The following is a 23212-nucleotide window of genomic DNA, read 5'->3' as shown; positions in this document are numbered from 1 at the left end:
GCTGGGGAAATCAGCTGCCGATCACGATCGCGGTCGTGGTTGCCGAAACCTTGCCAGAGGTGTCGACCGCCGTGAACTTCACGTTCGTGCGGCCGGGCTGGGATTTCAGAGAGAGCTTGAAGAGACCGTTGGAGAGGGGAGTGAGCGTCTTCGTGACGGTGCGTCGGCTACCGTTAGGCAGGACTTTCTTGAACTTGGCGGTGACGGAGGCCACGGCGACATCATCCTCGGCGATTCCGAAAAGGACGGTGCGGGCGGAGGTGCTGAAGACCTTTTGTTTACCGATGAGAGTGATGGTGGGTGCGGCGGTATCCGTCAGCGTGTAGTGGATCGTGATGTCGGGAATGATGTTCGCGCCACCGATTGCGGTGAAAACCCCGTCAATTTCGGACCCCTCCAGGATCAGCAAATTTCCATCGGACGCGGCGACGTTCCCGATGGCGGTTCCAGCGGTCGCAGAAATATTGGGACCGGCGCCCGCGTCCCGCACATAGTAAAACGCACGACGCTCGCCCGCCGCCAAGGCCACGGGGGTGGCCAGATTCACCAGTGGGGACGGCGTATCGACGGCCGATACCGTGAGGGCTCCGACGGTGGTATTCAAAGTCCAGTCCGCAGCTACGGTTTCACTGCCAACGAAGGAATTCGGCTTCGTGTAGATGTCGAGAACCGAAGTCAACGGGGCTTCTTCGAAGGCAATCTGAATGCCGGTGATCGTCATGGCGCGAACCGCAATGACGTCGAACATCATGCCTTCGTCGGCGATGTGACCGCCGGTTACGAAAGTGGTGGTGAGGGAGGCCGCGTGTCCGGGCAGTGTGACGGCGGTGAAGAAAGCGATTACCAAGGAGCAAATGGTTTTCATTCCGCGAGAGTATGAAACTGTCAGGAATTTGCAAGGATGCAATTAGGGAGCGCTCAATGTTGGTCACTCCAGGATTTTATTCTTAGTGAAACGGCGTCTGCGAGGGCCTTGGCGCCGGCTCCGTTCGGATGGACGCCATCAGGAAGCCATTCGGGATGCGATTTCAGCGGAGAATAAAAATTGATCAGGGGGAGGCGTTCCTTTTCGGCGAAGCTGGAGAGCATGAGGCGCTGGCGCTTGAGGATGGGCTCGCGAATGTCGTCAGTGCGGCTTTGGAAAGAGGGCGGGGGCAGGCAGAGGAAGATTCTGGGCTTCGACCGGAGCTTGCGGAAATGCGCGATGAGAGCTTTGTAGTCCTGGAGGAAGGTCTCCTCGCGGCCGTCCCAGTTCTGGGGCTTCGAGTCATTTGTGCCGAGGGCGATGACGACGATGCTGGGCAGGAACTTCGTGGCGTCGCGGAAGGCGGCGGTCCTCCAGTAGGGATTGTTGCCGTCCTTGAGCAGCGTGGCGCCGGAATAGCCGAAGTTTTCGACGCGGTAGGGCTTGCCGAGAAGTTTGCCCAGTTGCGCCGGGTAGCTGTCGCGGCCGGGGTTGGCCACGCCGACGCCCTGGGTGATGCTGTCGCCGACGCAGGCGACCTTTACCTCACCGGCGCGGGTGGAGAGAATGGCGGAGAGGAAAATGAGAGCGGCGCGGAGCGCTTTCATGAAATCGCGGCGACGGCGGCCTCCACGGAATCGTAGATGGGAATGGCCTGCTCGATGCCGGCGAGCCGGAAGACGTTGCGGACGGATTCGCCGAGGTGGGTGACGACGATCTTGCCGCCCTGCGGGGCGAGGATTTGATACGGCTTGATGAGGGCGCGGAGGCCCATGCTGGCGACGAAATCGACGCCGTGGAAGTCGACGACAAAGGCGCGATCGCCTTCCGCGATGTGCCGGCTGACGCGTTCGTCGAAAATCTCGGCGCCGGCGTGATCGAGGCGGCCTTCGATGGACAAAATGACGACCGGACCTTCGCGGCGCTCTTCGATTTTCATGCTGTTGGCCTTATCACGCGGAGGCTTGCGCGGGCAATGCCGCTTTCGGCCGCAGGCGCCATAAAACCGGCAGCATGAGGAGCGGGCCGAGGGCGGCGACGAGCAGGCCGACGCGGAGGTTCGTGACATCTGCAATCACGCCGACGCTCCAGGGCATGAGGGCGGCGCCAGCGTCACCTGCGGCGGCGAGGATGGCGAACATCGCGGCGCCGGCGAGGGGAAAGCGGGCGGCGGAAAGCGAGAGCGTGCCGGGCCAGAGCATGCTGACGAAGAAACCGGAGCTCGCGCAGGCGATGAGGGCAAGGACGGGCCACGGCGAGACGGCCATGAGCACGTAGGCGGCGGCCGAGATGCCGGCGCCGACGAGCATGGTGCGGCGGAGGTTGCCGTGCTCCCCGCGGAGACCGAACCACAGGCGGCCGGCGATCATACCCACGCCGAAGAGGGCGAAGCCGACGAGATCGGCGACGAGTTTCGAGAAACCGAGGCCTTTCTCGAGGAAGGCGGACGTCCACTGCGCCACGGTGACCTCGGTGGCACCGGCGAGGGCGATCGAGAGGAGAAGGAGGAAGTAGTCGGACTCGCGGAACAGGGCGCGGAGGGTTTGCGGGGAGTCTTCGTGGCCGAGCGGCGGGATGCGCACGAGGAGAAAGCCCACGGTGTTGACCAGCGGGAAGATCGACCAGCCGATGAGGATCGCGCGCCAGCTCGCGGCGCCGGTGAGGTAGAGAAGGCCGCCGGTGACGACGATGACGGCGACTTTCCCGATCGGATAGAAGGCATGGAGCACGGCCATGGCGCCGCTTTTACGCTCGGAAGGCACGGCGTTGATGATCGGGCTGAGCAAGACTTCGAGCAGGCCGCAACCGGCGGAGAAGATGATGGTGCCGAGCAGGAGGCCATCGTAGGGCGTGGCGAGCCAGCCGGGAGCGAGGGCGAAGACCCACAGGCCGAGGGCGGCGAGAAGGTTTGCGCTGACGATGAGGAGCCTTGTCGAGACTCGGTCGGCCCAGGCGCTGCAGGCGAGGTCGACGAGCATTTGCGTGAGGAAGTTGATGAGCACGAGGCGACCGATCTGCTCGAAGCTGAGGCCGAATTCCTCGCGCAGCGGCACGAACAGCAGCGGGGTGACGTTGATCACCAGCGCCTGGATGAACATGCCCAGGTGGCAGCAGCGGACGAGCCAGCGGTGCGGACTCAAGCGGACGGGAAATCCTTCTCGGCGCGGACGATATTCCAGCCGTCGCGGCGTTCGTAGGTGAGCGAATCGGTCATCTGCCGCACGAGGTGCAGGCCGAGGCCGCCGATATCGCGCTGGTCGGCAGGAAGGGTGACGTCGGGAGCGGGTCGGTCGAGCGGATCGAACGGGCGGCCGTCGTCCCGCACGGCGATGCCGAGCCGGCCGGCGGCGAAGTCGACGTCCACGTGGATGCAATGCGCGCCGGCGTCGTCGTAGCCGTATTTGATCGTGTTCGTGACGAGTTCCTCGAGCACGAGATCGGCGAGAAAGGATGCGGCCTCGGGCGCGCCGCGTTCGGTAAGAAATTCCCGCAGGGCCCCGCTGGCGGGGCGCAGGGCGGAGAAGTCGTTGCCAATTTCCAGGGTGAGGCCGGGCATGCGTGGAGGAGGGTCAGAAGGCGATGCGCAGGATGGAGAAGTCGTCCTCCAGGGCGCCGCCGCCCCGGAGGTCGTGCACCCAGTCGAGCAGGCGGTCGAGGCCGTCGGGCTGGGTGCCGTGTTTGCGCATGAAGTCCTTGAAGTCGTCGAACTCGATCATCGTGCCGTCGGGGCGCTTGATCTCGTAGGTGCCGTCGCAGAGCACGAGCAGGTGGCTGCCGGGCGCGATCGGGAGGGACTCACTGGCGTATTTCACCTCGGGCATCACGCCGATGAGCATGCCGGGCGCGCGGAGCTCGGACATTTCGCCGGTGGGGGAGATGAGCAGCGAGGGCGGATGGCCGCCGCTGGCGTGGCGGAGCAGGCGCGTGGGGCGATGATAGACGCCATACCAGATGGTGAAATACATGTTGTTCTGCTGCTCCATCGGGAAGGCTTCGTTGAGCGCGGCGAGCACGTCGCCGGGATCGCGGAAGTTCGTGTCGGGCAGCGAGCCGGAGCGCAGGACATTGATGGCCGAGACCGAGAGCAACGAGGCGCCGACGCCGTGTCCGCACACGTCGAGCAGGTAGACGGCCATGTGTTCGTCGTCGATCCAGTGGAAGCCGAAGGCGTCGCCGCCGAGCTCCATCGATGGCGCGTAGCACCAGTCGATCGCGAATGGCTCCTTCGTCGGCGCGGGGAAGATGGACCGCACGTATTTCGCGGCCTCGGCGAGCTCGGCCTTGAGGTGGCGCTGGGTCTTTTCGATCTCGCCGAGGTAGCGCTGCTCCTGATCGCGGAGGGCCTTTTTCTCGAGGCTGGCGCCGATGCGGGCGCGCAGAAGGGTGGGATTGAAAGGCTTTGCGAGGTAATCCTCCGCGCCGTGCTCGATGCAATGGACGACGCTGTCGATCTCGTCGAGGGCGGATATCATGATGACGGGAATGTGGCGCAGCGCGTCGTCAGCCTTGAGTGCCTCGAGAGTGGCGTAGCCATCCATGACGGGCATCAGGACGTCGAGCAGAACGAGGTCGAACGGCTCGCGGCGCGCGATTTCCAGCGCTTCGACGCCGTCGGCAGCGAGCGTGGTGGCGTGCCCCTGGCGTTGGAGGCGGCGGGCAAGCGTCTCGCGATTCTCCCGGTTGTCGTCGACCACAAGGATGCGCCCCTTGATCGCCACTTCGGAGAAATCCTCCGGCGGCGGCGCGGCGGTCGCGGACTTGTGGGTCACCCCGGCCGACGCGGTGGCGGTGGACGCGCTTTCCCCGTCGCGGAGGGCGGCGAATCCCTCCTCGGACAGGTTCTCATCGATCATGGCGAGCAGCGCCTCGGCCGCGGTTCGGATCTTTGCGAGATCCTCGACGCCGGTCTTCACGCCTTCGTCGGCGAGTTCCTCGGCGGCGAGTTCGCTGTAGCCGAGAATGTGATTGATCGGGGTGCGGAGGTCGTGGCGCACCCGGGCGAGGGGAGTCTCGCTCATGCCGAGGGGGGCGTTTTGCCGACGCGGGCGAGCTGGGCGACGATCTTTTCGAGCAGGCGAGGAAGCTCGATCGGCTTCGTGTCGTAGTCGTCGCAGCCGGCGCCGAGGGCCTGCTCGCGGTCGCCGGCCATGGCATGCGCAGTGAGCGCGATCACGGGAATCTCGGCGGTGGCGGCGTTGGCCTTCACCTGCCGGGTGGCTTCCCAGCCGTCGATGACCGGGAGGCTCATGTCCATGAGAATGAGGTCGGGAGCGGCGCTGCCGGCGAGTTCCACGCCCTTGCCGCCGTCCTCCGCAATGACGACTTCGTAGCCCTTGCGCGCGAGGCGGCGCGAGAGCATGTCGCGGTTCATTTCGTTGTCTTCGACGAGAAGGATCTTCATGGGATTGGGCTACGCCGGGTGAGATTTGACGGTCTTTGCGACCATGGCACAGACGTCGCGGAGGAGTTTTTCCCGGTCCATGGCGCCTTTTTCGAAAACCTGCTGCACGCTGCCATTGAGGATATCGCGGTCTGCGGGAGTGAGATCTTTCGCGGTCACGACGATCACGGGGATGCGGGCCAACTCGGGCTCCGCGCCGAGAACGGCGAGGAATTCGAAGCCGTCCATCACGGGCATCATCAGATCGAGAAGAATGAGCTCGGGACGGCGCTCGGCGATGCGCTCGAGGGCGACGCTGCCGTTCTCGGCCTCGGTGACGGAAAAGCCCTCTTTCGAGAGCACGCGGACGAGCATCTCTCGGCTGGCGGGATCGTCCTCGACAACGAGCACGGGCATCTCCGGGTGGCCGGCATGGCGCGCGAGCACGTCGCGAAGTTTTTCCGAGTCGACCGGCTTGGTGAGAAAATCCGCGGCACCGAGGGCGTAGCCGAGCTGGCGATCCTGCAGCATCGTCACCATCACGACGGGGATCTTTGCGGTGAGGGGGTCGGACTTCAGCACGCTGAGCACGGACCAGCCGTCCATGCCCGGCATCATGACATCGAGCGTGATGGCGTCGGGCTGCTGTTGCTGCGCCATCACGATGCCCTCGCCGCCCTTGCTGGCGCGGAGGGTCGCAAAGCCGGCGCGATCCAGGGCGCGGGCCATGAGGTCGGCGGCGTCGGGATCATCGTCGATGACGAGGATGGTCTTGCGATTCTGGGAGCGAGGCTTCGGAACGTCCGGCGCGGGGGTGGTGGGCGGCACGACCGGTTCCGGCGCAGGCACGACGATGGCGGGCAGGTCGACGGCGAAGGTCGTGCCAATGCCGGCGCGGCTTTCCACGGAAATGTCGCCGCCCATGATCTGGCAGAATTTTCGACTGATGATGAGGCCGAGACCGGTGCCGCCGTATTTGCGCGTGGTCGACGCGTCCGCCTGGGAGAAGGCCTGGAAGAGCTTGCCGAGTTGCTCGGGCGTCATGCCGATGCCGGTGTCGGACACGCGGATGCGAATGCGCTCTCCGAGCTCGGTTTGCATGCGCTCCGCGGCGAGGGTGATGATGCCGCGCTCGGTGAATTTCGTGGCGTTGCTCAGCAGGTTGAAGAGCGTCTGGCGGACCTTCGTGAGGTCGGCGCGCATGGTCCCGATGTCGGAAGCGACGCGGATATCGAGTCGGTTGCCATTCTTTTCGAGCAGTGGCTGGATGGTGCCCACGACCTCGGTGATCATTTCGCCGAGCGGAATGTCCTCGAGGAAAATGGTCATCTTGCCGGCCTCGATCTTCGAGAGATCGAGAATGTCGTTGATGAGGGCAAGGAGGTGTTTGCCGGCGCCGCGGATTTTCTGCAGGTCGGGGGTGAAGTCGTCCTGCCCGAGGTCTTCGGCCTCTTCGATGAGCATCTCGCTGTAGCCGATGATTGCATTCATCGGCGTGCGAAGTTCGTGGCTCATGTTCGCGAGGAAGGTGCTCTTCGTGCGGTTGGCGGACTCCGCGGCGTCGCGGGCATCGAGCGCCTCCCCGGTGGCGACTTCGGCTCGCTCGAGGGCATCCGAAAGGCGCGAGGCGAGGATGAAGGACAGGATGAGCACCGCCAGAATGACGGCGCCGGTTACGCTGTATGCCTGCCAGATCATCCGAAACGTCATTCGCGAAACGTCTGGAAGATACATGGCGGCGATCACGTCGTAGTCCCAGGGCTTGAACGTTTCCCAATGGATGCGCCAGTTCGGTCCCGGATCGCGGCCCTCCTCCACGGCGTCGGTGATCTGGGTGATATTCTCCGGAATCGATCCTCCGCTGGACTGGAAGATGATCTTGTTCGCGGGATCGAGCAGGGCGAAGAACCCGCGATCCAGGATGCCGCTCTTGTCGAGGGCTTCGCGGATCGTGCTCAGCTGCTCGAGGGGATAACCCACGTAATAAATTCCGATCACGGCGCCGCTGGCGTCGAAAATCGGTTCGTAGCTGGTGATGTAAGCCGTCCCGAGAATGTCCACCACGCCGTGGAAGGCGCGGCCCTCGCGGATCGCGGCGATGGCGCGGCCCTTGGGATCCAGTTCCGTGCCGACGGCGCGGGCGGCACCCGGTGTGAGCACATTTGTGGAAATCCGGACATAGCGGTCGCCCTGGCGGAGAAAAATCGTCGCCGTGCCGCCCATGATCTTCGTCACGTCGTCCACGAGGTCGAAGGACCCGGCGACGGAGTGATCGCCGAAGAAAAGGGTCTCCATGCGACTGTCGCCCGGAGCGGAACGGAGGTTCGGCGGACCGAATCGCGCGGCCTCGCGTTTCAGGACGGCCATCGAGGCATGAACGAGGTTCATGTAGGTCGCGTCCGTGGCCTCGAGCACATCCATCACGTGATGGAGCTTGTCCGTCATCTGCTTCTCGGCTTCGCGACGAATGAGGTCGGAAATCCGGTGGTAACCAAGGTAGGCGGCCGCCCCGACAGCCAGCGCGATGACGATGAACCAGAGGACGACTTTCTTGCGGAGGGAGCTGTGCATGCGCGGCATCGCCAGCCGTCAAAATAGGCCGTGCGAAGAGGCGGACAAGGTTCAAATGGAGGGGGGCGCCGTCGTGAGTCCGCCTAGGGTTTCGAGCCGGCCGGGGTCGGGGACGGCGAGGCCTCGCCACGCACGGAATTGAGCTGCTTCCGAAGCCTGATCTCCTTTTCGATCAGCGTCTTTTTCTCCGGCTCGAGTCTGACCATCGCCACACGGACGCTCTCCCAGTAAGCCCGGTAGGCTTCGTCGAGAGACTTGCGGGCGGCGACGACCTCGGGCTCGAGCGCGGCTCGCTCGCGGAGCGGCTTCAGCTCGGCTTTGATCTCCTCGAGCGTCTTCCGGGGCGAGACCGGCCTATCGTCCCCGAAGGCGTGTGAAGCTAAAAATATCCCCAGAACAACCGATACGCCCTTGATCGATCCCATGGCGGGGACGCTAAGAAGGTTGTTCTATTCTGGCAAGAGCTAAGTCGATATCTGGGAACCGTTCGGATGAATCAGTTGTCCCGTGTAGGGATCGAAATAGGGTTGGCCCTGTCGGCGTTTTTCCTCGAAGGAGAAGCGGGCAAGTTCTCCCAGTTCTTCCAACGCACACATGCGCTGGCGGAATGTCAGGCCGCACCATTCGCGGAGTTGCTCGCGGCGCGAACCTGCGAAAGTGCCCAGATTCCAGTCGATGCGATCCTCATCCATTTTTCTCTGCCCGGATGGATTGAATCTGCCTCAGATGATCAATGTCATCAAGATCTCGAGGGCGGGCGGCTTCCTGCTTCATGGCGATCAGCAGGTCCAGGGGCACGAGGCGGACCTCGAGACCAGGAGCAAGGTTTTCCTCTATGCTGGACGCAAATGCCGTTTCGAAATCGAAGGGCAAGGTGGTGAAAATGTCGATGGGGGTTTCACGGTGTGAGTCGTTCCACATCTGGAAAACGAGCATTCCCTTTTCTGCCCGCCAACGCTCGCGATTCGCCGGATCGGCGATCATCTCCGCCGTCACCGGAATTTTGGGCGCATAGCCAATGGACTCCAGCGCAATCACCGCAGCGTGGAAGGCTTGGGCATCCAGCGCCACTGCGATGTCCAGATCCTTGGTGACGCGCAGATAGCCATATCCATTCACAGCGACTCCACCAGCAATGAGGAAGCGGACGCCTTGTGCGTTGAGGGTGCGGACGATCTGCTCGAGGCTGGCGAGTTTGATCATCGATCGTCCTTGGGTCAGCTTTCCATCAGCTTGCCGATCGTGTCGGCCCAGGCGTGGTGGAGGTCGGGGAGCGGCCAGGTGAAGGTCTTGCCGGCCGTGCTGATCGCGAGCGTTCCGTGGCTCGTCACCTCGCCGAGGCGGGCGGCGGGGACGCCGCTCTTCTCGAGCAGGGCAAGGGTGGCGGGCACGTCGGCCGGGGCCACGCTGATGACGACGCGGGACTGCGATTCGTTGAAAAGTGCGACGATGGCGTCGGTCGCCTCGAGCGAAACCGTTGCGCCGAGGGGCGAGCCGGCGGCCGCGAGGCAGCTTTCCGCGAGGGTGACGGCGATGCCGCCTTCGCTGCAGTCGTGAGCGCTGCGGACGAGACCGGCCTTGATCGCGGCGCGCAGGGCGTCGTGAACGGCGAGCTCGCTTTCGTAGCTCAACGCGGGCGGCGGGCCGGCTTTCGTGCCGTGAACCACTTTCAGGTAATGCGTGGCGCCCATGCCCTGGGCGGGCGTGCTTTCCACGAGTTCGCCGAGCAGGAGAATGACGTCGCCGGCGGCCTTGAAGGCGCTGGTCGTGACGTGCGCGGCGTCGGCGATGAGGCCGACTACGCTGACGGTCGGCGTGGGATCGATCGCGGCGACGGGACTCTCGTTATAGAGGCTGACGTTGCCACCGGTGACGGGCGTGCCGAACTCGCGGCAGGCCTCGGCCATGCCTTCGACGGCCTCGCGGAGCTGGAGGAAATTCTCGGGCTTGTGCGGGTTGCCGAAGTTCAGGTTGTCGGTGAGTGCGAGCGGCACGGCGCCGGAGCACGCGAGGTTGCGGCAGCATTCGGCGACGGCGATGCGAGCGCCTTCGCGGGGATCCTGTTTGCAGTAGATCGAGTTGCAGTCCGTCGAAGCGGCGAGGATTTTGTTGGCCTCGCGAACGAGGAAAACGGCGGCGTCGCTGCCGGGCAGCACGGTCGCGCCGAGGCGGACCATGTGGTCGTATTGGCGCCAGACCCAGCGCTTGCTGGCGATGGACGGGTGCGAGAGCAAAGACAGAAGGCTTTGGACCACGGATGACACGGATGAGGCGGATAGGAGCTTCTGAAGTTCATCCGGAAAATCCGTGTGATCCGCGGTTTTCTCCGCGGCTTCGCGGGAGTAGAGCGGGGCTTCGTCGGCGAGCTGGCGGGCGGGAATTTCCACGACCGTCCTGCCGCCGGATTTCACGCGCATCATGCCGTCGTCGTTCACGATGCCGACTTCCGCGTAGGGGAGATCCCACTTCTCGAAGATGTCGCGGACGGTCTGTTCCTCACCTTTCTTCACGATGACGAGCATGCGCTCCTGGCTCTCGCTCAGGAGGATTTCGTAAGGCGTCATGCCTGTCTCGCGCTTCGGCACGAGGTCGAGCTCGATCTCGACGCCGGTGCCGCCGCGGCTGGCCGTCTCGCAGGTCGAGCAGGTGAGGCCGGCGGCGCCCATGTCTTGAATGCCGGCGACGCAGCCGCTGGCGAGGAGTTCGAGGCAGGCCTCGAGGAGAAGTTTTTCGCGGAAGGGATCGCCGACCTGAACGGCGGGGCGGTCTTCCTTCGATTCCTCGGTGAGTTCCCGGGAGGCGAAGGCGGCGCCAGCAAGGCCGTCGCGGCCGGTCTCGGCGCCGACGTAGAAAACGGGATTCCCGATGCCGACGGCTCCGCCGCGCGCGATCTGGTCGTGGCGCAGGATGCCGAGGTTCAGGACGTTGACGAGCGGGTTGCCGGAATACGATTCGTCGAAATAGACCTCGCCGCCGATCGTCGGGATGCCGATGCAATTTCCGTAGTGCGAGATGCCGCTCACGACGCCGGCGAAGAGACGGCGGTTCGTCCTGGCTTCCGCGTCGTCGCCGGTGATGGGGCCGAAGCGCAGGCTGTTCATCGAGAACACGGGGCGGGCGCCCATCGTGAAGATGTCGCGAATGATGCCGCCGACGCCGGTGGCCGCGCCCTGGAATGGCTCCACGGCGCTCGGGTGGTTGTGGCTTTCCATCTTGAACGCGATGGCCCAGCCGTCGCCGATGTCGATGACGCCCGCGTTTTCCTCGCCGGCTTTCACGAGCACCTTGTCGCCGGTGGTCGGAAATTTCTTCAGCTCGAGCTTGGAGTTCTTATACGAGCAGTGCTCGCTCCACATGACGGAGAAGACACCGAGCTCGGTGAAATTCGGGTCGCGGCCGAGGATCTTCTGGATGCGCTCGTATTCGTCGGGCGTGATGCCGTGCTTGGCGATGACTTCGGGAGTGATGGCGGGATCGGCCATGAAAATTAGGAAAGCAGAGATTCGAAGATGACGCGGCCGTCGGTGCTGCCGAGGGCGGGGTCGCAGGCGCGCTCGGGATGGGGCATGAGGCCGAAGACGTTGCCGGAGCGGTTCCGGATGCCGGCGATGTTGTCGACGGAGCCGTTGGGGTTGCTGCCGGCGTAGCGAACGAGGATCTGGTCGTTGGCCTGGAGCTCGGCGAGGGTGGCCTCGTCGGCGACGTAGCAGCCTTCGCCGTGGGCGATGGGAATGTTCAGGATCGCGCCGGCGGCGGCGTTTTTCGTGAAGCGCGAGTCGGTGGTCTCCACTCGGAGATCGACGTGCTCGCAGAGGAAATGCATGTCGCGATTGCGGACGAGGGCGCCGGGGAGGAGGCCGCTCTCGCAGAGAATCTGGAAGCCGTTGCAGACGCCGAGGACGGGGCCGCCATTGGTCGCGAACTCCTTCACGGCGCCCATGATGGGCGAGAGGCTGGCGATTGCGCCGCAGCGCAGGTAGTCGCCGTAGGAGAAGCCGCCGGGGACGATGACGGCGTCGAAGCCGGCGACGGAGGTGTTCTTATGCCAGACGTATTCGGCGGTGACGCCCTCGAAGGAGCGCAGGGCGAGGAGGCAATCCTGGTCGCAATTCGAACCGGGAAATTGAAGGACTGCGAATTTCATCAAGCGACGACGTCGAGCGTGTAATCCTCGATGACGGGGTTGCTGAGGAGGTCGCGGCTGAGGCTGTGGAGCGTGGATTCGTCCGGAGCGCCGGTGAGTTCGATCTCGATGACCTTGCCGACCCGGACCTTGCCGACGCTATCGAGGCCGTGGTGGCCGAGGGCCTGGGCGACAGCGGCGCCCTGTGGGTCGAGCACGGATTGTTTGGGCATGACGGTGACGACGGCTTTCATGCGCGAAAGGTTGCCGGGTTCGCCCGCGGTGGGCAAGGCGCGAGAGACGATTTTCGCGGTCGGGTGGATCAGGCGGACTCGGTGAGGCCGCGGCGCCGGGCGGTGAGCAGGTGCGTGTAGATCGCTCCGATGGTGGCGATGCCGCAGAAGAGGGCGAAGAGATCGCCGTAGCGGGTGTAGAAGGTCTTCGGGGGCTCGACGGCGATCGTGAGCTGCGCGAGGAGGACGCCCTCGATGAAGGTGTTGCCGCGAGTTTCGAGCGTCTGGCTGACGTGGCCAAAGCGGTCGATCACGCAGGTGACGCCGGTATTGGCGACGCGGACGAGGGGCAGCTTCGTCTCGGCGCTGCGGAAGACCGCGTTGGCCATGTGCTGGTGCGAACCGGCGCTCTCGCGGAACCAGCCATCGTTCGTGAGGGTGACGAGAAGTTCGGCGCCGCCCTGGGCAAAGCGCCGGGTGAGGTCGCCGACGGTGTCCTCGAAGCAAATGAGCGGGGCGATCTTGAACGGGCGTTTGCGAAGGGTCATCACCACGGGCTCGGTGCCGGCGGCGAAATCACTGGGCACCTCGCTGCCGACGATCCAGGCAAAGAGCGGGAAGCTATTCCGGAAGGGCACGTATTCGCCGAAGGGCACGAGGTGGATCTTGTGATAGACCTGCACGCCGCCCTTCTGGTCGAGGAGGATGGCGGCGTTGAAAGCCTCGCCGAGGAAGTAGCGGATGGAGCCGGTGAGGAAGTCGGCGCGGGTCTTCGCGAGCACGTTCACGGCCTCGCGTTTCATGTCCTCATCTTCGAGCAATGGCCGCGGCGTGGCGGCCTCGGGCCAGATGACGAGGTCGGGCCGGTAGGCGGCGGCGTTCTCCGAGAGGCGGCGGTAGGTCTGGATGATGTGCTGCTCGAACTGGGGATCCCACTTCGCGTATTGCGGAATGTTCGCCTGGACGGCGGCGACGCGGAGGGTGGCCGTGGTGGGCGGCGCGCCAGCGGCGGGTTTCGGGCTCGCATAGTTCACGCGATACACGCCGTAGCAAAACGTCGACGCGACGATGGCCATCGTGAGCGTGAAGTCGAAATGCGGGCGCATTTTCACGCGGCCGGCCTCGAGGCTGATACGCCGCACCGTGTGCACGAGCGTGAGGTTCATCAGGATGATGACGAAGCCGAGGCCGGCGACGCCGGAGAAATCCGCGATCTGGATGACGGCGGTATTCTGCCATTGAGAGACGGCCAGCGAATTCCAGCCGAAGCCGCTGAAGAGCGAGCCGCGCACCCATTCGATCGCGGCCCAGGCCGCGGCCCCTCGGGCGGCGAGGCGCAGATTGCCCATGGAGCTCAGCCAGGGATTCGTTGCGAGGTCCTTCGAGTCGCGAGGGCGGCAGGTGATGCCGACGAACAGGCCCCAGAGGCCCGGAAAAATCGCGAGATAGAAGGCGAAGACAAACCAGCCGAGGCGGGTGACTTCCGTGAACCAGAAAAGGCTCACCCAGAAAAAGACCAGGCCGGACAGGTAGCCGAGGGCGAAGAGGCGCAGCGGCCGGCCGCGACCGGTCGTCGGCGTGAACCAGAGAGCGGCGATGAGCGGGGTGAAGGCGAACCAGGCGAGCCCGGCCTGATTGAAGGGCGGGAAGGCGAAGGCCTGGAGGGCGCCGCTCAGGGCTGCGAGCAGCCAGGGCCAGACGGATTTCAGCTGACGCATTCGGGACGAGCGGGCGAAAGACAAGTGCGAGCTACTGGCCGACCGGGGAGACCGAGCGGGGAATGACTTCGCCGCTCGGGGCGGCGCCCGAGGATTGCGCGGGGGCCAGCGAGCCGTCGGCCTGGCGAACGGTGGCCGGCTGCATGCGTGGCATTTCGGAGGCCTTCGGCGGCGGGGCGTCCTTCTGGACCGGCTTCTTCTTCCCCGGTTTCTCGTTTTCGTGGCCCATCAGGGGGAAAGTGAGTTCCAGGGCGGCGATGTCGGCGGGGGTCAGACTGCTGGGGATGCTGATGATGCCGTCCGTGACCGCGCGATCGATGTAGAGGTCGATGACGTGGCGGCCGTTGAAATAGGCGAGCAGGTAGCTGCCTTGGCGCGACATCGTGTGCTGGCCGAGGAGGTTCGATCCATGGGAATCGAGCCGGAAGCTTGCGCCAAACGTGCCGGAGCCGTCCGTGGCCGGGTAGGGGTAGAAGGATTTGATGTCGCGCTCGGAGATGAGCGCAAGCGCCTGCATGTTCGTCTTGCGCCTGGGATTGATCAGCTCGACGGGCTGGGAAAACTCGCCACCTTCCGAGCCGCCTTCCGCGTGAAATCGAACGGAGACCGCGGATTGCTTCTTCGCGCCGGCAAACGCGGCGGAGGTCGCGACGAGCGCGAGCGTCAGGAACAAAATGGGGCGGAAACGCTGCATGGCGGGAGCGTAGCGATGCGGATAGGATTTGCAACCGCGCCCGCCCTGCGGTAACCCGATGCCCCATGCAAGTCCCGCGATTCCTGCGCTCTACGACGCCGCTCCTCATCGGTGCGGCCCTTGGTTTCGGTCTCCGGCCGGCCCTGGCGCAGTCCGTCGTGCCGGTGATCCCCGAGGAGCAGAGCCCGTTTTTCATCGTTCCCGACGATTCCAATAATTCCACGGGCCCGGGGCCTCGCACGAACAAATCGTCGACGCTCACGCCCGCGAACTCGTTTCCGCTCAACAAGACGAGCGACAAGAGCTCGACGAAGATGCTTACGTCGTTTTTCACCGACATGTTCTCGTCGGTGCAGCTCGTCAAAAAGCACTCCGACAGCAAGCTCGTGATCCAGCCGGAGAAATTCTCCGTCGATGATCGTCGCGAGATCACGGTCACCTACTCGGTGATCAATCGCACCTCGAAGCTTCTCAAGCTCGACTTCCCGACCTCGCAGCGCATCGAGATTCTCGTGCGCGACGGCAGCGGCAAGGTCATCGAAAAATGGTCCGACGATCGCGCGTTCGACGACGTCTCGGGAGTCGTGATGATCAATCCCGACGAGCGCATCCAATACGAGGAGAAGATCGCCACGCGCGACATGCAGCCCGGCCAGACGTATACGATCGAGGCTTCGCTCGCGAATAATCCGGAGTTCACCCGCACGGCCACGGTCACGCCCACGGGCAAGGCCCGCGGCCAGCAGCCGAATCCGGCCCTGGAAGCGACGCCGACGCCCGAACCGACGCCCGGTGCCTAGTTTCCCGCGAAATAGCGCCGCGTTGCGACGTGGCGCATGCGGAACATCGGGATCAGGACGAAGGCGGCGACGAGCCGGTTCATGAGCCGGCCGAGAAATCCCCAGCCTGGCCCGAGGAGGGCATACGTCACGCGATCCGTCATGCGCGTGCCGTTGCCTTCGGGCTCGAAGCAATGCTCGTGATCGAAGCGGGCAAAGGGTGCCTGCACCACGCCATCGACAAGCCGCCTCGGCCTCTCGATCGCCAGCCATTCGCCGGTCCAGTCCAGTGGCAGGCCGAGCGGTCTCGCCACGATCCGGAAACGCGTTCCCGGGATGGCCACGGGATCGGCCTCGATGCGTCGCAGCCGGAGCAGGGGCGGGCTGATGCGCGCAAGGTTGCCGGGGTTTTCGTGGAAGGCAAAGACGGCTTCCGGAGGCGCCGCCAGCCAGGTCGAACGCTCGAAGATGGCGGAGTTCGCAAACAGATTTCTGCTTGACCCCACCGAGGAAAACCCTGTTTCTGCGCTCACGGGAAATTAGTTGTTGTCAAAGCCTGGGAGGGCGAATAACTGCTTCCCCACTCACCCAATTACCCGAATTCTTATGTCCGAAAAATCCATCGAAGAAAAAGTCAAAGACATCATCGTTGAGCAGCTTGGCGTCACGCCCGAGCAGGTCACGCCCGCCGCATCGTTCATCGAGGATCTCGGCGCCGATTCGCTCGACACGGTCGAGCTCGTGATGGCTTTCGAAGAGGAGTTCAACGTCGAAGTGCCCGACGAAGACGCCGAGAAGCTCCAGAGCGTCGGCGACGTCATCAAATACATCGAAGAGAAGGCTGGCAAGTAAGCCGACCGACTTTCGAGTTCGACTTTGAACAGGCCGCGCGAACCGCGCGGCCTGTTTCGTTTCCCTCTGGTCACAGGAAAGGCGCCAGCTCGCGCAGGCGCCCTCCCTCCGGTTATTCGTCGGCCTTGCCGAGCCTGGCCAGGACGTTGAGATCCTCGAGCGTGGTCGTATCGCCCGTGACGCCCCCCCCGCCGGCGACTTCCTTGAGCAGGCGGCGCATGATCTTGCCGCTGCGCGTCTTGGGCAGCATGTCGGCAAAGCGAATTTCGTCCGGCTTCGCGATCGGGCCGATGATTTCGCCGACGTGCCTGCGGAGGCATTCCTTGAGCTCGTGGTTCGCGGCGACGCCGACCTTGAGCGTGACGAAGGCGACGACGCCCTGGCCCTTGATTTCGTCGGGCCGGCCGACGACCGCGGCCTCGGCCACGGCTTCGTGCGCGACGAGCGCGCTCTCGACCTCGGCGGTGCCGAGACGGTGGCCGGCGACGTTGAGCACGTCGTCCATGCGACCGGTGATCCAGAAATAGCCGTCCTTGTCGCGGCGGGCGCCGTCGCCGGTGAAGTAGCAGCCCTTCACCTCGCTCCAGTAGGTTTTCTTGTAGCGCGGCTTGTCGCCGAAGATCGTGCGCAGCATCGAGGGCCAGGGCTTGCGGATGACGAGCTTGCCGCCTTCCCCGTGCTTCAGCTCCCGGCCGTCGTCGTCGACGATCGCCGCATCGATGCCAAAGAATGGCAGCGTGGCCGTGCCGGGCTTGGCGGGCGTCGCGCCGGGGAGCGGGGAGATCATGATCGCGCCGGTTTCCGTCTGCCACCAAGTGTCCACGATGGGGCAGCGGCCGCCGCCAATTTTTTCGCGATACCACATCCAGGCCTCGGGATTGATTGGCTCGCCGACGGTGCCGAGCAGGCGCAGCGAGGAGAGGTCGTGCTTCTCGGGCCATTCGTCACCCCATTTGATGAAGGCGCGGATGGCGGTCGGCGCGGTGTAGAGAATCGTGACGCCGTATTGCTCGATGATTTCCCAGAAACGGTCGGGCTCCGGCCAGTTCGGCGCGCCTTCATACATCACGCAGGTCGCACCATTTGCGAGGGGGCCGTAGACGAGATAGCTGTGGCCGGTGATCCAGCCGACGTCGGCCGTGCACCAGTAAACGTCGTCTTCGCGCAGGTCGAAGATGAACTTCGTCGTCGTGTAGGCGCCGGTGAGGTAGCCGCCGGTGGTGTGGAGAATGCCCTTCGGTTTCCCGGTGGAGCCGCTCGTATAAAGGATGAAGAGCGGGTGCTCGCTATCGAGCGGGACGGCCGGGCAGTTCGCATCCACGTAATCCATCTCGCGATGCCACCAGACATCGCGGCCCTCCTTGATGTGGATGTCGATGTTCGCGCGGCGGAGGACGATGACGCGCTCGATGGCCTCGTTGCCCTCGATGGCGCGGTCGACGCTTTGCTTGAGGGTGACCGTCTGTCCGCGGCGATATCCGCCGTCGGCGGTGACGATGACCTTTGCGCCGGAGTCGGCGAGGCGGTCCTTGATGCTGTCCGCGCTGAAGCCGCCGAAGACGACGGAGTGCACGGCGCCGATGCGGGCGCAGGCGAGCATCGTGACGGTGGCCTCGGGGACGAGCGGGAGGTAGACCAGCACGCGGTCGCCCTTCTTCACGCCATTGCGCTTGAGGACGTTCGCGAACTTGCAGACCTCGCGATGGAGCTGGTGGTAGGTGAGCGTGCGCTTTTCGCCGGGCTCGCCCTCCCAGATGATCGCGGCTTTGTTGCGGCGCGGGCCGGTGAGGTGGCGGTCGAGGCAGTTCGCGCTCGCGTTCAACTTTCCGCCAACGAACCACTTTGCAAAAGGCGCCTTCCATTCCAGCGTCTTCGTCCATTTCCGGGCCCAGCTGAGTTCGCTGGCCTGCGCGGCCCAGAACTTATCCGGGCGCCTGATGGAGGACTCGTAGAGCCGCCTGTATTCGGCGAGGCTGCCGATGCCGGCGGCCTTGGAGAATTCACGGGAGGGCTTGAAGACGCGGTTTTCGACGAGGTGAGACTCGACGTTGGTGCTCATGAAGAAAGGGGAAGAAGGAATGCGGACGATGGATGAAAACGGCGCGGTGATAAAGGCCGAAGTGGTCGCCACAAGGGGATTCGGAGGGTTTTTCATCGACTCTCCCGCGCCTCGGCGGCTACTTCAGAGCGCTAAAGCCATGTCCAAGACGCCGACCATCATCTACACGAAGACCGACGAAGCCCCGCTCCTCGCGACCTATTCGCTGCTGCCCATCGTTCAGGCGTTCACGAAGCACAGCGGCATCGCCGTGGAAGTGCGCGACATCTCTCTCGCCGGGCGCATCCTCGCGGCCTTCGATCTCGTTCCCGACGCCCTCGCCGAACTCGGTGCGTGGACGCTCGAGCCCGAGGCGAACATCATCAAGCTACCGAACATCTCCGCCTCCATCCCGCAGCTGAAGGCCGCCATCGCCGAGCTGCAGGCCAGGGGCTACGCCATCCCCGATTATCCCGAGGCCGCGACCACCGACGCCGAGAAGGACGCCAAGGCCCGCTACGACAAGGTCAAGGGCTCGGCCGTGAACCCCGTCCTCCGTGAGGGCAACTCCGACCGCCGCGCGCCGAAGGCCGTGAAAGACTACGCCAAGGCCCACCCGCACAAGATGGGCGCCTGGAGCAGGGATTCGCAGACCGAGGTCGCGACGATGGGCGAGTTCGATTTTTGCTCGAACGAGAAATCCGTCACCGTGCCGGAGGCGACCGACGTGAAGATCGAATTCGTCGCAAAGGACGGCGCCGTGACCGTTCTCAAGGAGAAAACCCCGCTCAAGGCCGGCGAGATTCTCGACGCGACGTTCATGAGCAAGAATGCGCTCGTCTCCTTCCTCGCCGATCAGATCGCTCGCGCGAAGGTCGACGGCACGCTTTTCTCGCTCCACCTCAAGGCCACGATGATGAAGGTCTCGGACCCCATCCTCTTCGGCCACGCCGTGAAGGTTTTTTTCAAGGACCTCATCGAGAAATACGCGGACGACATCGCCGCCCTCGGCGTCGATTTCAACAATGGCTTCGGCGATTTTGTCGCAAAGGCCGCCACGCTGCCCGCGGAGAAGCAGGCCGCCATCAAGGCCGATCTCGAAACGCTGTTCAGAAACAGCCCCGCTGTCGCGATGGTGAATTCCGACAAGGGCATCACGAATCTCCACGTCCCGAGTGATGTGATCGTCGATGCCTCCATGCCCGCGATGATTCGCGAAGGCGGCAAGATGTGGAACGCTGCCGGCAAGACGCAGGACACCCTCGCGGTCATTCCCGACAGCTGCTACGCGGGCGTCTACCAGGCCGTCATCGACTTCTGCAAAGCCAACGGCGCCCTCGACCCGAAAACCATGGGCTCCGTGCCGAACGTCGGTCTCATGGCCCAGGCCGCCGAAGAATACGGCTCCCACAACAAGACCTTCGAAATCCCCGCCGACGGCACCGTGACGGTCACCGACGCCGCGGGCAACGTCCTCATCACGCACGAAGTCGAGGCCGGCGACGTCTGGCGTGCCTGCCAGACGAAGGATGCACCGGTCCGCGACTGGGTGAAACTCGCCGTGAACCGCGCCCGCGCCACCGGCGTCCCCGCCGTCTTCTGGCTCGACAAGACCCGCGCCCACGACGCCGAGCTTCTCAAGAAGATCGAGCTCTACCTCGGGGACCACGACACCGCCGGTCTCGAGTTCCCCGTCCTCGCACCCGCCGACGCCTGCAAATACAGCCTCGAGCGCATCGTGAAGGGTGAAGACACCATCAGCGTCACCGGCAACGTCCTCCGCGACTATCTCACGGACCTCTTCCCGATCCTCGAAGTCGGCACCAGCGCCAAGATGCTCTCGATCGTCCCGCTCATGAACGGCGGCGGCCTGTTCGAGACCGGCGCCGGCGGATCTGCGCCGAAGCACGTGCAGCAGTTCGTCGCGGAAAACTACCTCCGCTGGGATTCGCTCGGCGAATTCTTCGCCCTTGCCCCCAGCTTCGAGCACATCGCCGCCACCTTCAGCCTGCCGAAAGCCAGGGTCCTTGCCGACACGCTCGACGCCGCGACCGGCAAGTTCCTCGAGAACGACCGTTCGCCCGGCCGCAAACTCGGCACCATCGACAACCGCGGCAGCCACTTCTATCTCGCGCTCTACTGGGCCCAGGCCCTCGCCGCGCAGGACGCCGACGCCGAGCTGAAGGCCCTCTTCACGCCCGTCGCCGAAGCCCTCACCGCGAACGAGTCGAAAATCGTCGAGGAACTTCTCGCCGTGCAGGGCAGCGCCGTCGATATCGGCGGTTACTACCAGCCCGACGACGCGAAGGCCAACGCCGCCCTCCGCCCGAGCGCGACGTTCAACGGCATCCTCGCGACGCTGTAGGCATCCGATTCCCGCCGATTCCGGCCTCCGAGTCGGAATCGGCGACATGGGAATCGCCAGGCCTTTAGCGTCGGCAAGTGCCAGCCGCGCCGGTTCACCGTGTTCACGAAGGCGCGTCAGCCCCTCCGCTCTACCGGATATTTTCCCGCAGCCTGCGCAAGACGGGTTGACGTCCGCCGCGACCGGCGGTTCTGTCGGGGCACTTTCGATCACTCGACTCCGATGCCTGCCGCTCATCTCCTGCGTCTCACCACCCTCGCCGAGGGCGTTTCCTTCCTGCTTCTGCTCGGCGTGGCCATGCCGCTCAAATATGCGGCCGGCCTGCCGCAGGCTGTGATTGTCGTCGGCTGGCTGCACGGCGTGCTTTTCATGGGCGTGTGCGGACTGCTGGCTGCGCTGGTGATCCGCGGCGGCTGGCCGATTGGGCGGGCGGCGCTGGTCCTTCTCGCGGCGCTCGTTCCCTTTGGGCCGTTCGTGATTGACGGCCGGCTGAAGCACTACGAGAGCGGGCACTGACGCTGGGGGCGATGCATTGGTCGTGGCTCGCGTGAGGCGTTCCGCGATTACGGAATGCTGAGCCCTTCATCGATGGGCGCGATCGCGGGCGGATAGATTTGCCAATGCAAGATTGTTTCTTCCCCGGAAAGGCGATGTCGTTGAGCCCCTGAGGTTCCGTCGCTGGCCCGGCACCTGCTGGATTGGATGGAAGACCGATGAACGCCAGCGAATCGAATCCGGAAACACCGCCGCCCCTATCGCGGGCGGGGCTCGCGCTGCGATTCGGGATCATCGGCGCGGTGCTGGGCGGCATCGCCGGCCTGTTCGCCTATGTCGGCGGCTGGCTCACGCCGCACGCGCTGTCGCCGACGGCGATGGTCGATCGCTTCCAGCAGGTCAACGGCACCTTCCCCGGCTTCCGCCGCAATCACGCGAAGGGCGTCTGCATCGCCGGCACCTTCGAGAGCAATGGCAACGGCGTCGCACTCTCCAGAGCCGCGGTCTTCCCGGCCGGCCGGGTGCCTTTCGTCGGCCGCTTCGCATTTGCGGGCGGGAAGCCCTACGTCCCTGACTCGTCGCGCATCGTGCGCAGCCTGGCCATTCTGTTCCAGCTGCCGAATGGCGAGGAATGGCGCACCGGCTGCATCAATATTCCGGTCTTCCCCGTCCACACGCCGCAGGCCTTCTACGACCTGCTGCTCGCTTCCGCGCCGGACCCGGCCACCGGAAAGCCCGATGGCGCGAAGATGAAGGCCTTCATCGAAAAATATCCCGAGGCTGGCCGCAATTTCCCGGTGATCGGCGCCAATCCGGGTTCCTCCGGTTTCGACAACAGCACCTACAATGGCCTCAACGCTTTCCGGTTCATCAATGCCGCCGGCGAGGTGACGCCCGTTCGCTGGTCGCTCGTGCCGGTCCAGCCGTTCGCGCCGATCGGCCCCGAGCCGGAGAAGGCGGACAAGAACTACCTCTTCGACGCACTGATTGCCGCCATTCACCGCGGGCCATTGCAGTGGCGTCTCGTGGTCACCGTCGGCCAGCCCGGCGATCCGACCGGAGACGCCTCCGCAATGTGGCCGGCGGATCGAAAACAGGTGGACGTGGGAATGCTGACCATCGATCGCATCGAGAGCGAGGACACCAGCCCCACCCGCGACATCACCTTCGATCCGCTCGTGCTGCCGGACGGAATCGCCGCGTCGGACGATCCGCTGCTCAGCGCGCGCTCGGCCGCCTATTTGAAATCCTTCGCGCGCCGCGAAGGCGAACGCAAGGAACCGAGCGCCGTCTCGCCCGCCGAGGTCGCCAAATAACCATGAGCGCGCCAAAACCACGCACCCAATTCGCCCTCCAGTCCCGCATCCTGCACTGGCTCATGGCCGCGATGCTGCTGGCCATGCTCTTCATCGGAGCGGCGATGGTCGCCTCGCTCGGCGACTACCACATGCTGGTCGCCATCCATCGTCCGCTGGGCATCCTGATTCTGATTCTGGCGGCGGTGCGCTTCATCAACCGCATGTGCACGACGCTGCCGCCGTTCCCGCCCACGATGTCGAAACGGGAGCGATTCATCGCGTCGTCGTCCGAGAAGCTGCTCTATGCGCTGATGTTCGCATTGCCGCTCGTCGGCTGGGGAATGCTGTCCGCCGGCCACTACCCGATCGTGATGTTCGGCGCGGTGCATCTGCCGCCCATCCTGCCGGCCCATCCGGCGCTTTACGCGATCCTGCGTCCGGCCCACACCGTGCTGGCCTACCTGCTCTTCTTCATGTTTCTCGCGCATCTCGGCGCCGTGTTGTTTCACACGCTGATCGTGCGCGACCGGATCCTCGATCGGATGGCGTTGTGGCCGGTGCGCAACCGCGACGGAAATTGACCGCGCGGCTGCGGGCTGTCTGGAAGCAGTTCCGTTCTTCGCCGCCAGACCCCGGGGCGGGATTTGTCCGTTTCGATGTCGAGAATCGGCTTGTTTGGACGCCAGAAAGGAGAGCTCAGG

The 23212-nt window shown here is 64.5% G+C and carries 24 protein-coding genes; 6 read left to right on the top strand and 18 right to left on the bottom strand.

All coding sequences use genetic code 11. The features are described 5' to 3' along the window. Positions 1-10: 10 nt before the first annotated feature. The 16 genes from VIM61_04245 to VIM61_04170 all read right to left on the bottom strand — a co-directional run bounded on the left by VIM61_04245 (position 11) and on the right by VIM61_04170 (position 14684). Positions 11-847, bottom strand: a complete 837-nt coding sequence (locus VIM61_04245; GenBank protein HEY8899598.1) for a hypothetical protein — start codon at positions 845-847, stop codon at positions 11-13. 71 nt (positions 848-918) lie between these two features. After that, positions 919-1572 carry a GDSL-type esterase/lipase family protein gene (locus tag VIM61_04240; protein HEY8899597.1) on the bottom strand — a complete coding sequence of 218 codons (654 nt, stop codon included), beginning with the start codon at positions 1570-1572 and terminating at the stop codon, positions 919-921. Next, the gene (locus VIM61_04235) at positions 1569-1904 is read right to left on the bottom strand and encodes an STAS domain-containing protein (GenBank protein HEY8899596.1); all 336 of its coding nucleotides are present in this window, start codon (positions 1902-1904) and stop codon (positions 1569-1571) included. Before VIM61_04235 ends, VIM61_04240 begins: the two co-directional genes overlap by 4 nt. Before the next feature lie 13 nt (positions 1905-1917). Then, positions 1918-3105 carry an MFS transporter gene (locus VIM61_04230; protein ID HEY8899595.1) on the bottom strand — a complete coding sequence of 396 codons (1188 nt, stop codon included), beginning with the start codon at positions 3103-3105 and terminating at the stop codon, positions 1918-1920. Beyond that, positions 3102-3521, bottom strand: coding sequence for an ATP-binding protein (locus VIM61_04225; protein ID HEY8899594.1), 420 nt, complete (start codon positions 3519-3521; stop codon positions 3102-3104). Before VIM61_04225 ends, VIM61_04230 begins: the two co-directional genes overlap by 4 nt. A 13-nt stretch (positions 3522-3534) precedes the next feature. Next, positions 3535-4983, bottom strand: a complete 1449-nt coding sequence (locus tag VIM61_04220) for a SpoIIE family protein phosphatase (GenBank protein ID HEY8899593.1) — start codon at positions 4981-4983, stop codon at positions 3535-3537. Then, the gene (locus tag VIM61_04215; GenBank protein ID HEY8899592.1) at positions 4980-5366 is read right to left on the bottom strand and encodes a response regulator; all 387 of its coding nucleotides are present in this window, start codon (positions 5364-5366) and stop codon (positions 4980-4982) included. The genes VIM61_04220 and VIM61_04215 overlap by 4 nt, the downstream gene beginning before the upstream one ends. A 9-nt stretch (positions 5367-5375) precedes the next feature. After that, complete coding sequence (locus VIM61_04210) at positions 5376-7916, bottom strand: response regulator (GenBank protein HEY8899591.1); 2541 nt, start codon at positions 7914-7916, stop codon at positions 5376-5378. Between the two features lie 83 nt (positions 7917-7999). After that, positions 8000-8341 (bottom strand): hypothetical protein, encoded by a 342-nt coding sequence (locus VIM61_04205; protein ID HEY8899590.1) that lies wholly within the window; start codon positions 8339-8341, stop codon positions 8000-8002. A gap of 39 nt (positions 8342-8380) precedes the next feature. After that, entirely contained in the window at positions 8381-8608 is a 228-nt protein-coding gene (locus VIM61_04200; protein HEY8899589.1) for a hypothetical protein, read from the bottom strand. Next, complete coding sequence (locus VIM61_04195; GenBank protein HEY8899588.1) at positions 8601-9119, bottom strand: nucleotidyl transferase AbiEii/AbiGii toxin family protein; 519 nt, start codon at positions 9117-9119, stop codon at positions 8601-8603. Before VIM61_04195 ends, VIM61_04200 begins: the two co-directional genes overlap by 8 nt. 14 nt (positions 9120-9133) lie before the next feature. Beyond that, the gene (gene purL / locus VIM61_04190) at positions 9134-11398 is read right to left on the bottom strand and encodes a phosphoribosylformylglycinamidine synthase subunit PurL (protein ID HEY8899587.1); all 2265 of its coding nucleotides are present in this window, start codon (positions 11396-11398) and stop codon (positions 9134-9136) included. 5 nt (positions 11399-11403) lie between these two features. Beyond that, positions 11404-12060, bottom strand: a complete 657-nt coding sequence (gene purQ, locus VIM61_04185) for a phosphoribosylformylglycinamidine synthase subunit PurQ (protein ID HEY8899586.1) — start codon at positions 12058-12060, stop codon at positions 11404-11406. Further along, entirely contained in the window at positions 12060-12293 is a 234-nt protein-coding gene (purS, locus tag VIM61_04180) for a phosphoribosylformylglycinamidine synthase subunit PurS (GenBank protein ID HEY8899585.1), read from the bottom strand. Before purS ends, purQ begins: the two co-directional genes overlap by 1 nt. A gap of 68 nt (positions 12294-12361) precedes the next feature. After that, entirely contained in the window at positions 12362-13990 is a 1629-nt protein-coding gene (gene lnt / locus VIM61_04175; GenBank protein ID HEY8899584.1) for an apolipoprotein N-acyltransferase, read from the bottom strand. Positions 13991-14021: 31 nt separating this feature from the next. Continuing rightward, positions 14022-14684: a hypothetical protein gene (locus tag VIM61_04170; protein HEY8899583.1), complete on the bottom strand. Its 663-nt coding sequence runs from the start codon at positions 14682-14684 to the stop codon at positions 14022-14024. A 65-nt stretch (positions 14685-14749) separates the two neighbouring features. Between VIM61_04170 and VIM61_04165 the strand changes: the two genes are divergently transcribed. Then, on the top strand, positions 14750-15484 hold the full coding sequence (locus VIM61_04165) for a BsuPI-related putative proteinase inhibitor (GenBank protein HEY8899582.1): 735 nt from the start codon (positions 14750-14752) through the stop codon (positions 15482-15484). Here the strand turns inward: VIM61_04165 and VIM61_04160 are convergent. After that, positions 15481-15969: an SRPBCC family protein gene (locus VIM61_04160; GenBank protein ID HEY8899581.1), complete on the bottom strand. Its 489-nt coding sequence runs from the start codon at positions 15967-15969 to the stop codon at positions 15481-15483. The genes VIM61_04165 and VIM61_04160 overlap by 4 nt on opposite strands. 100 nt (positions 15970-16069) lie before the next feature. Here VIM61_04160 and VIM61_04155 point away from each other — a divergent pair, with 100 nt between their 5' ends. Continuing rightward, positions 16070-16315: an acyl carrier protein gene (locus VIM61_04155; GenBank protein ID HEY8899580.1), complete on the top strand. Its 246-nt coding sequence runs from the start codon at positions 16070-16072 to the stop codon at positions 16313-16315. Between the two features lie 112 nt (positions 16316-16427). Here the strand turns inward: VIM61_04155 and acs are convergent, their stop codons facing one another. Then, complete coding sequence (gene acs / locus VIM61_04150) at positions 16428-18374, bottom strand: acetate--CoA ligase (GenBank protein HEY8899579.1); 1947 nt, start codon at positions 18372-18374, stop codon at positions 16428-16430. A 139-nt stretch (positions 18375-18513) separates the two neighbouring features. Here acs and VIM61_04145 point away from each other — a divergent pair, with 139 nt between their 5' ends. From VIM61_04145 to VIM61_04130, 4 genes are all read left to right on the top strand, one after another. Further along, positions 18514-20718: an NADP-dependent isocitrate dehydrogenase gene (locus VIM61_04145; protein HEY8899578.1), complete on the top strand. Its 2205-nt coding sequence runs from the start codon at positions 18514-18516 to the stop codon at positions 20716-20718. 222 nt (positions 20719-20940) lie between these two features. Then, positions 20941-21234 carry a DUF3817 domain-containing protein gene (locus VIM61_04140; protein ID HEY8899577.1) on the top strand — a complete coding sequence of 98 codons (294 nt, stop codon included), beginning with the start codon at positions 20941-20943 and terminating at the stop codon, positions 21232-21234. A 197-nt stretch (positions 21235-21431) separates the two neighbouring features. Continuing rightward, positions 21432-22529 (top strand): catalase family peroxidase, encoded by a 1098-nt coding sequence (locus VIM61_04135; GenBank protein ID HEY8899576.1) that lies wholly within the window; start codon positions 21432-21434, stop codon positions 22527-22529. 2 nt (positions 22530-22531) lie between these two features. Continuing rightward, positions 22532-23092: a cytochrome b/b6 domain-containing protein gene (locus tag VIM61_04130; GenBank protein HEY8899575.1), complete on the top strand. Its 561-nt coding sequence runs from the start codon at positions 22532-22534 to the stop codon at positions 23090-23092. Positions 23093-23212 lie beyond the last annotated feature (120 nt).

It is taken from the genome of Chthoniobacterales bacterium, from assembly GCA_036569045.1.
Classification (GTDB): Bacteria; Verrucomicrobiota; Verrucomicrobiia; order Chthoniobacterales; family JAATET01; genus JAATET01.
This window is presented reverse-complemented; position numbering and strand designations above follow the sequence as displayed.

Coding starts and splice junctions, on each gene's coding strand:
- VIM61_04240 (HEY8899597.1), bottom strand. CDS start 1,572: ATGAAAGCGCTCCGCGCCGCTCTCATTTTCCTCTCCGCCATTCTCTCC.
- VIM61_04235 (HEY8899596.1), bottom strand. CDS start 1,904: ATGAAAATCGAAGAGCGCCGCGAAGGTCCGGTCGTCATTTTGTCCATC.
- VIM61_04225 (HEY8899594.1), bottom strand. CDS start 3,521: ATGCCCGGCCTCACCCTGGAAATTGGCAACGACTTCTCCGCCCTGCGC.
- VIM61_04220 (HEY8899593.1), bottom strand. CDS start 4,983: ATGAGCGAGACTCCCCTCGCCCGGGTGCGCCACGACCTCCGCACCCCG.
- VIM61_04215 (HEY8899592.1), bottom strand. CDS start 5,366: ATGAAGATCCTTCTCGTCGAAGACAACGAAATGAACCGCGACATGCTC.
- VIM61_04210 (HEY8899591.1), bottom strand. CDS start 7,916: ATGCACAGCTCCCTCCGCAAGAAAGTCGTCCTCTGGTTCATCGTCATC.
- VIM61_04205 (HEY8899590.1), bottom strand. CDS start 8,341: ATGGGATCGATCAAGGGCGTATCGGTTGTTCTGGGGATATTTTTAGCT.
- VIM61_04200 (HEY8899589.1), bottom strand. CDS start 8,608: ATGGATGAGGATCGCATCGACTGGAATCTGGGCACTTTCGCAGGTTCG.
- VIM61_04195 (HEY8899588.1), bottom strand. CDS start 9,119: ATGATCAAACTCGCCAGCCTCGAGCAGATCGTCCGCACCCTCAACGCA.
- purL (HEY8899587.1), bottom strand. CDS start 11,398: ATGGCCGATCCCGCCATCACTCCCGAAGTCATCGCCAAGCACGGCATC.
- purQ (HEY8899586.1), bottom strand. CDS start 12,060: ATGAAATTCGCAGTCCTTCAATTTCCCGGTTCGAATTGCGACCAGGAT.
- purS (HEY8899585.1), bottom strand. CDS start 12,293: ATGAAAGCCGTCGTCACCGTCATGCCCAAACAATCCGTGCTCGACCCA.
- lnt (HEY8899584.1), bottom strand. CDS start 13,990: ATGCGTCAGCTGAAATCCGTCTGGCCCTGGCTGCTCGCAGCCCTGAGC.
- VIM61_04170 (HEY8899583.1), bottom strand. CDS start 14,684: ATGCAGCGTTTCCGCCCCATTTTGTTCCTGACGCTCGCGCTCGTCGCG.
- VIM61_04165 (HEY8899582.1), top strand. CDS start 14,750: ATGCAAGTCCCGCGATTCCTGCGCTCTACGACGCCGCTCCTCATCGGT.
- VIM61_04155 (HEY8899580.1), top strand. CDS start 16,070: ATGTCCGAAAAATCCATCGAAGAAAAAGTCAAAGACATCATCGTTGAG.
- acs (HEY8899579.1), bottom strand. CDS start 18,374: ATGAGCACCAACGTCGAGTCTCACCTCGTCGAAAACCGCGTCTTCAAG.
- VIM61_04145 (HEY8899578.1), top strand. CDS start 18,514: ATGTCCAAGACGCCGACCATCATCTACACGAAGACCGACGAAGCCCCG.
- VIM61_04140 (HEY8899577.1), top strand. CDS start 20,941: ATGCCTGCCGCTCATCTCCTGCGTCTCACCACCCTCGCCGAGGGCGTT.
- VIM61_04135 (HEY8899576.1), top strand. CDS start 21,432: ATGAACGCCAGCGAATCGAATCCGGAAACACCGCCGCCCCTATCGCGG.
- VIM61_04130 (HEY8899575.1), top strand. CDS start 22,532: ATGAGCGCGCCAAAACCACGCACCCAATTCGCCCTCCAGTCCCGCATC.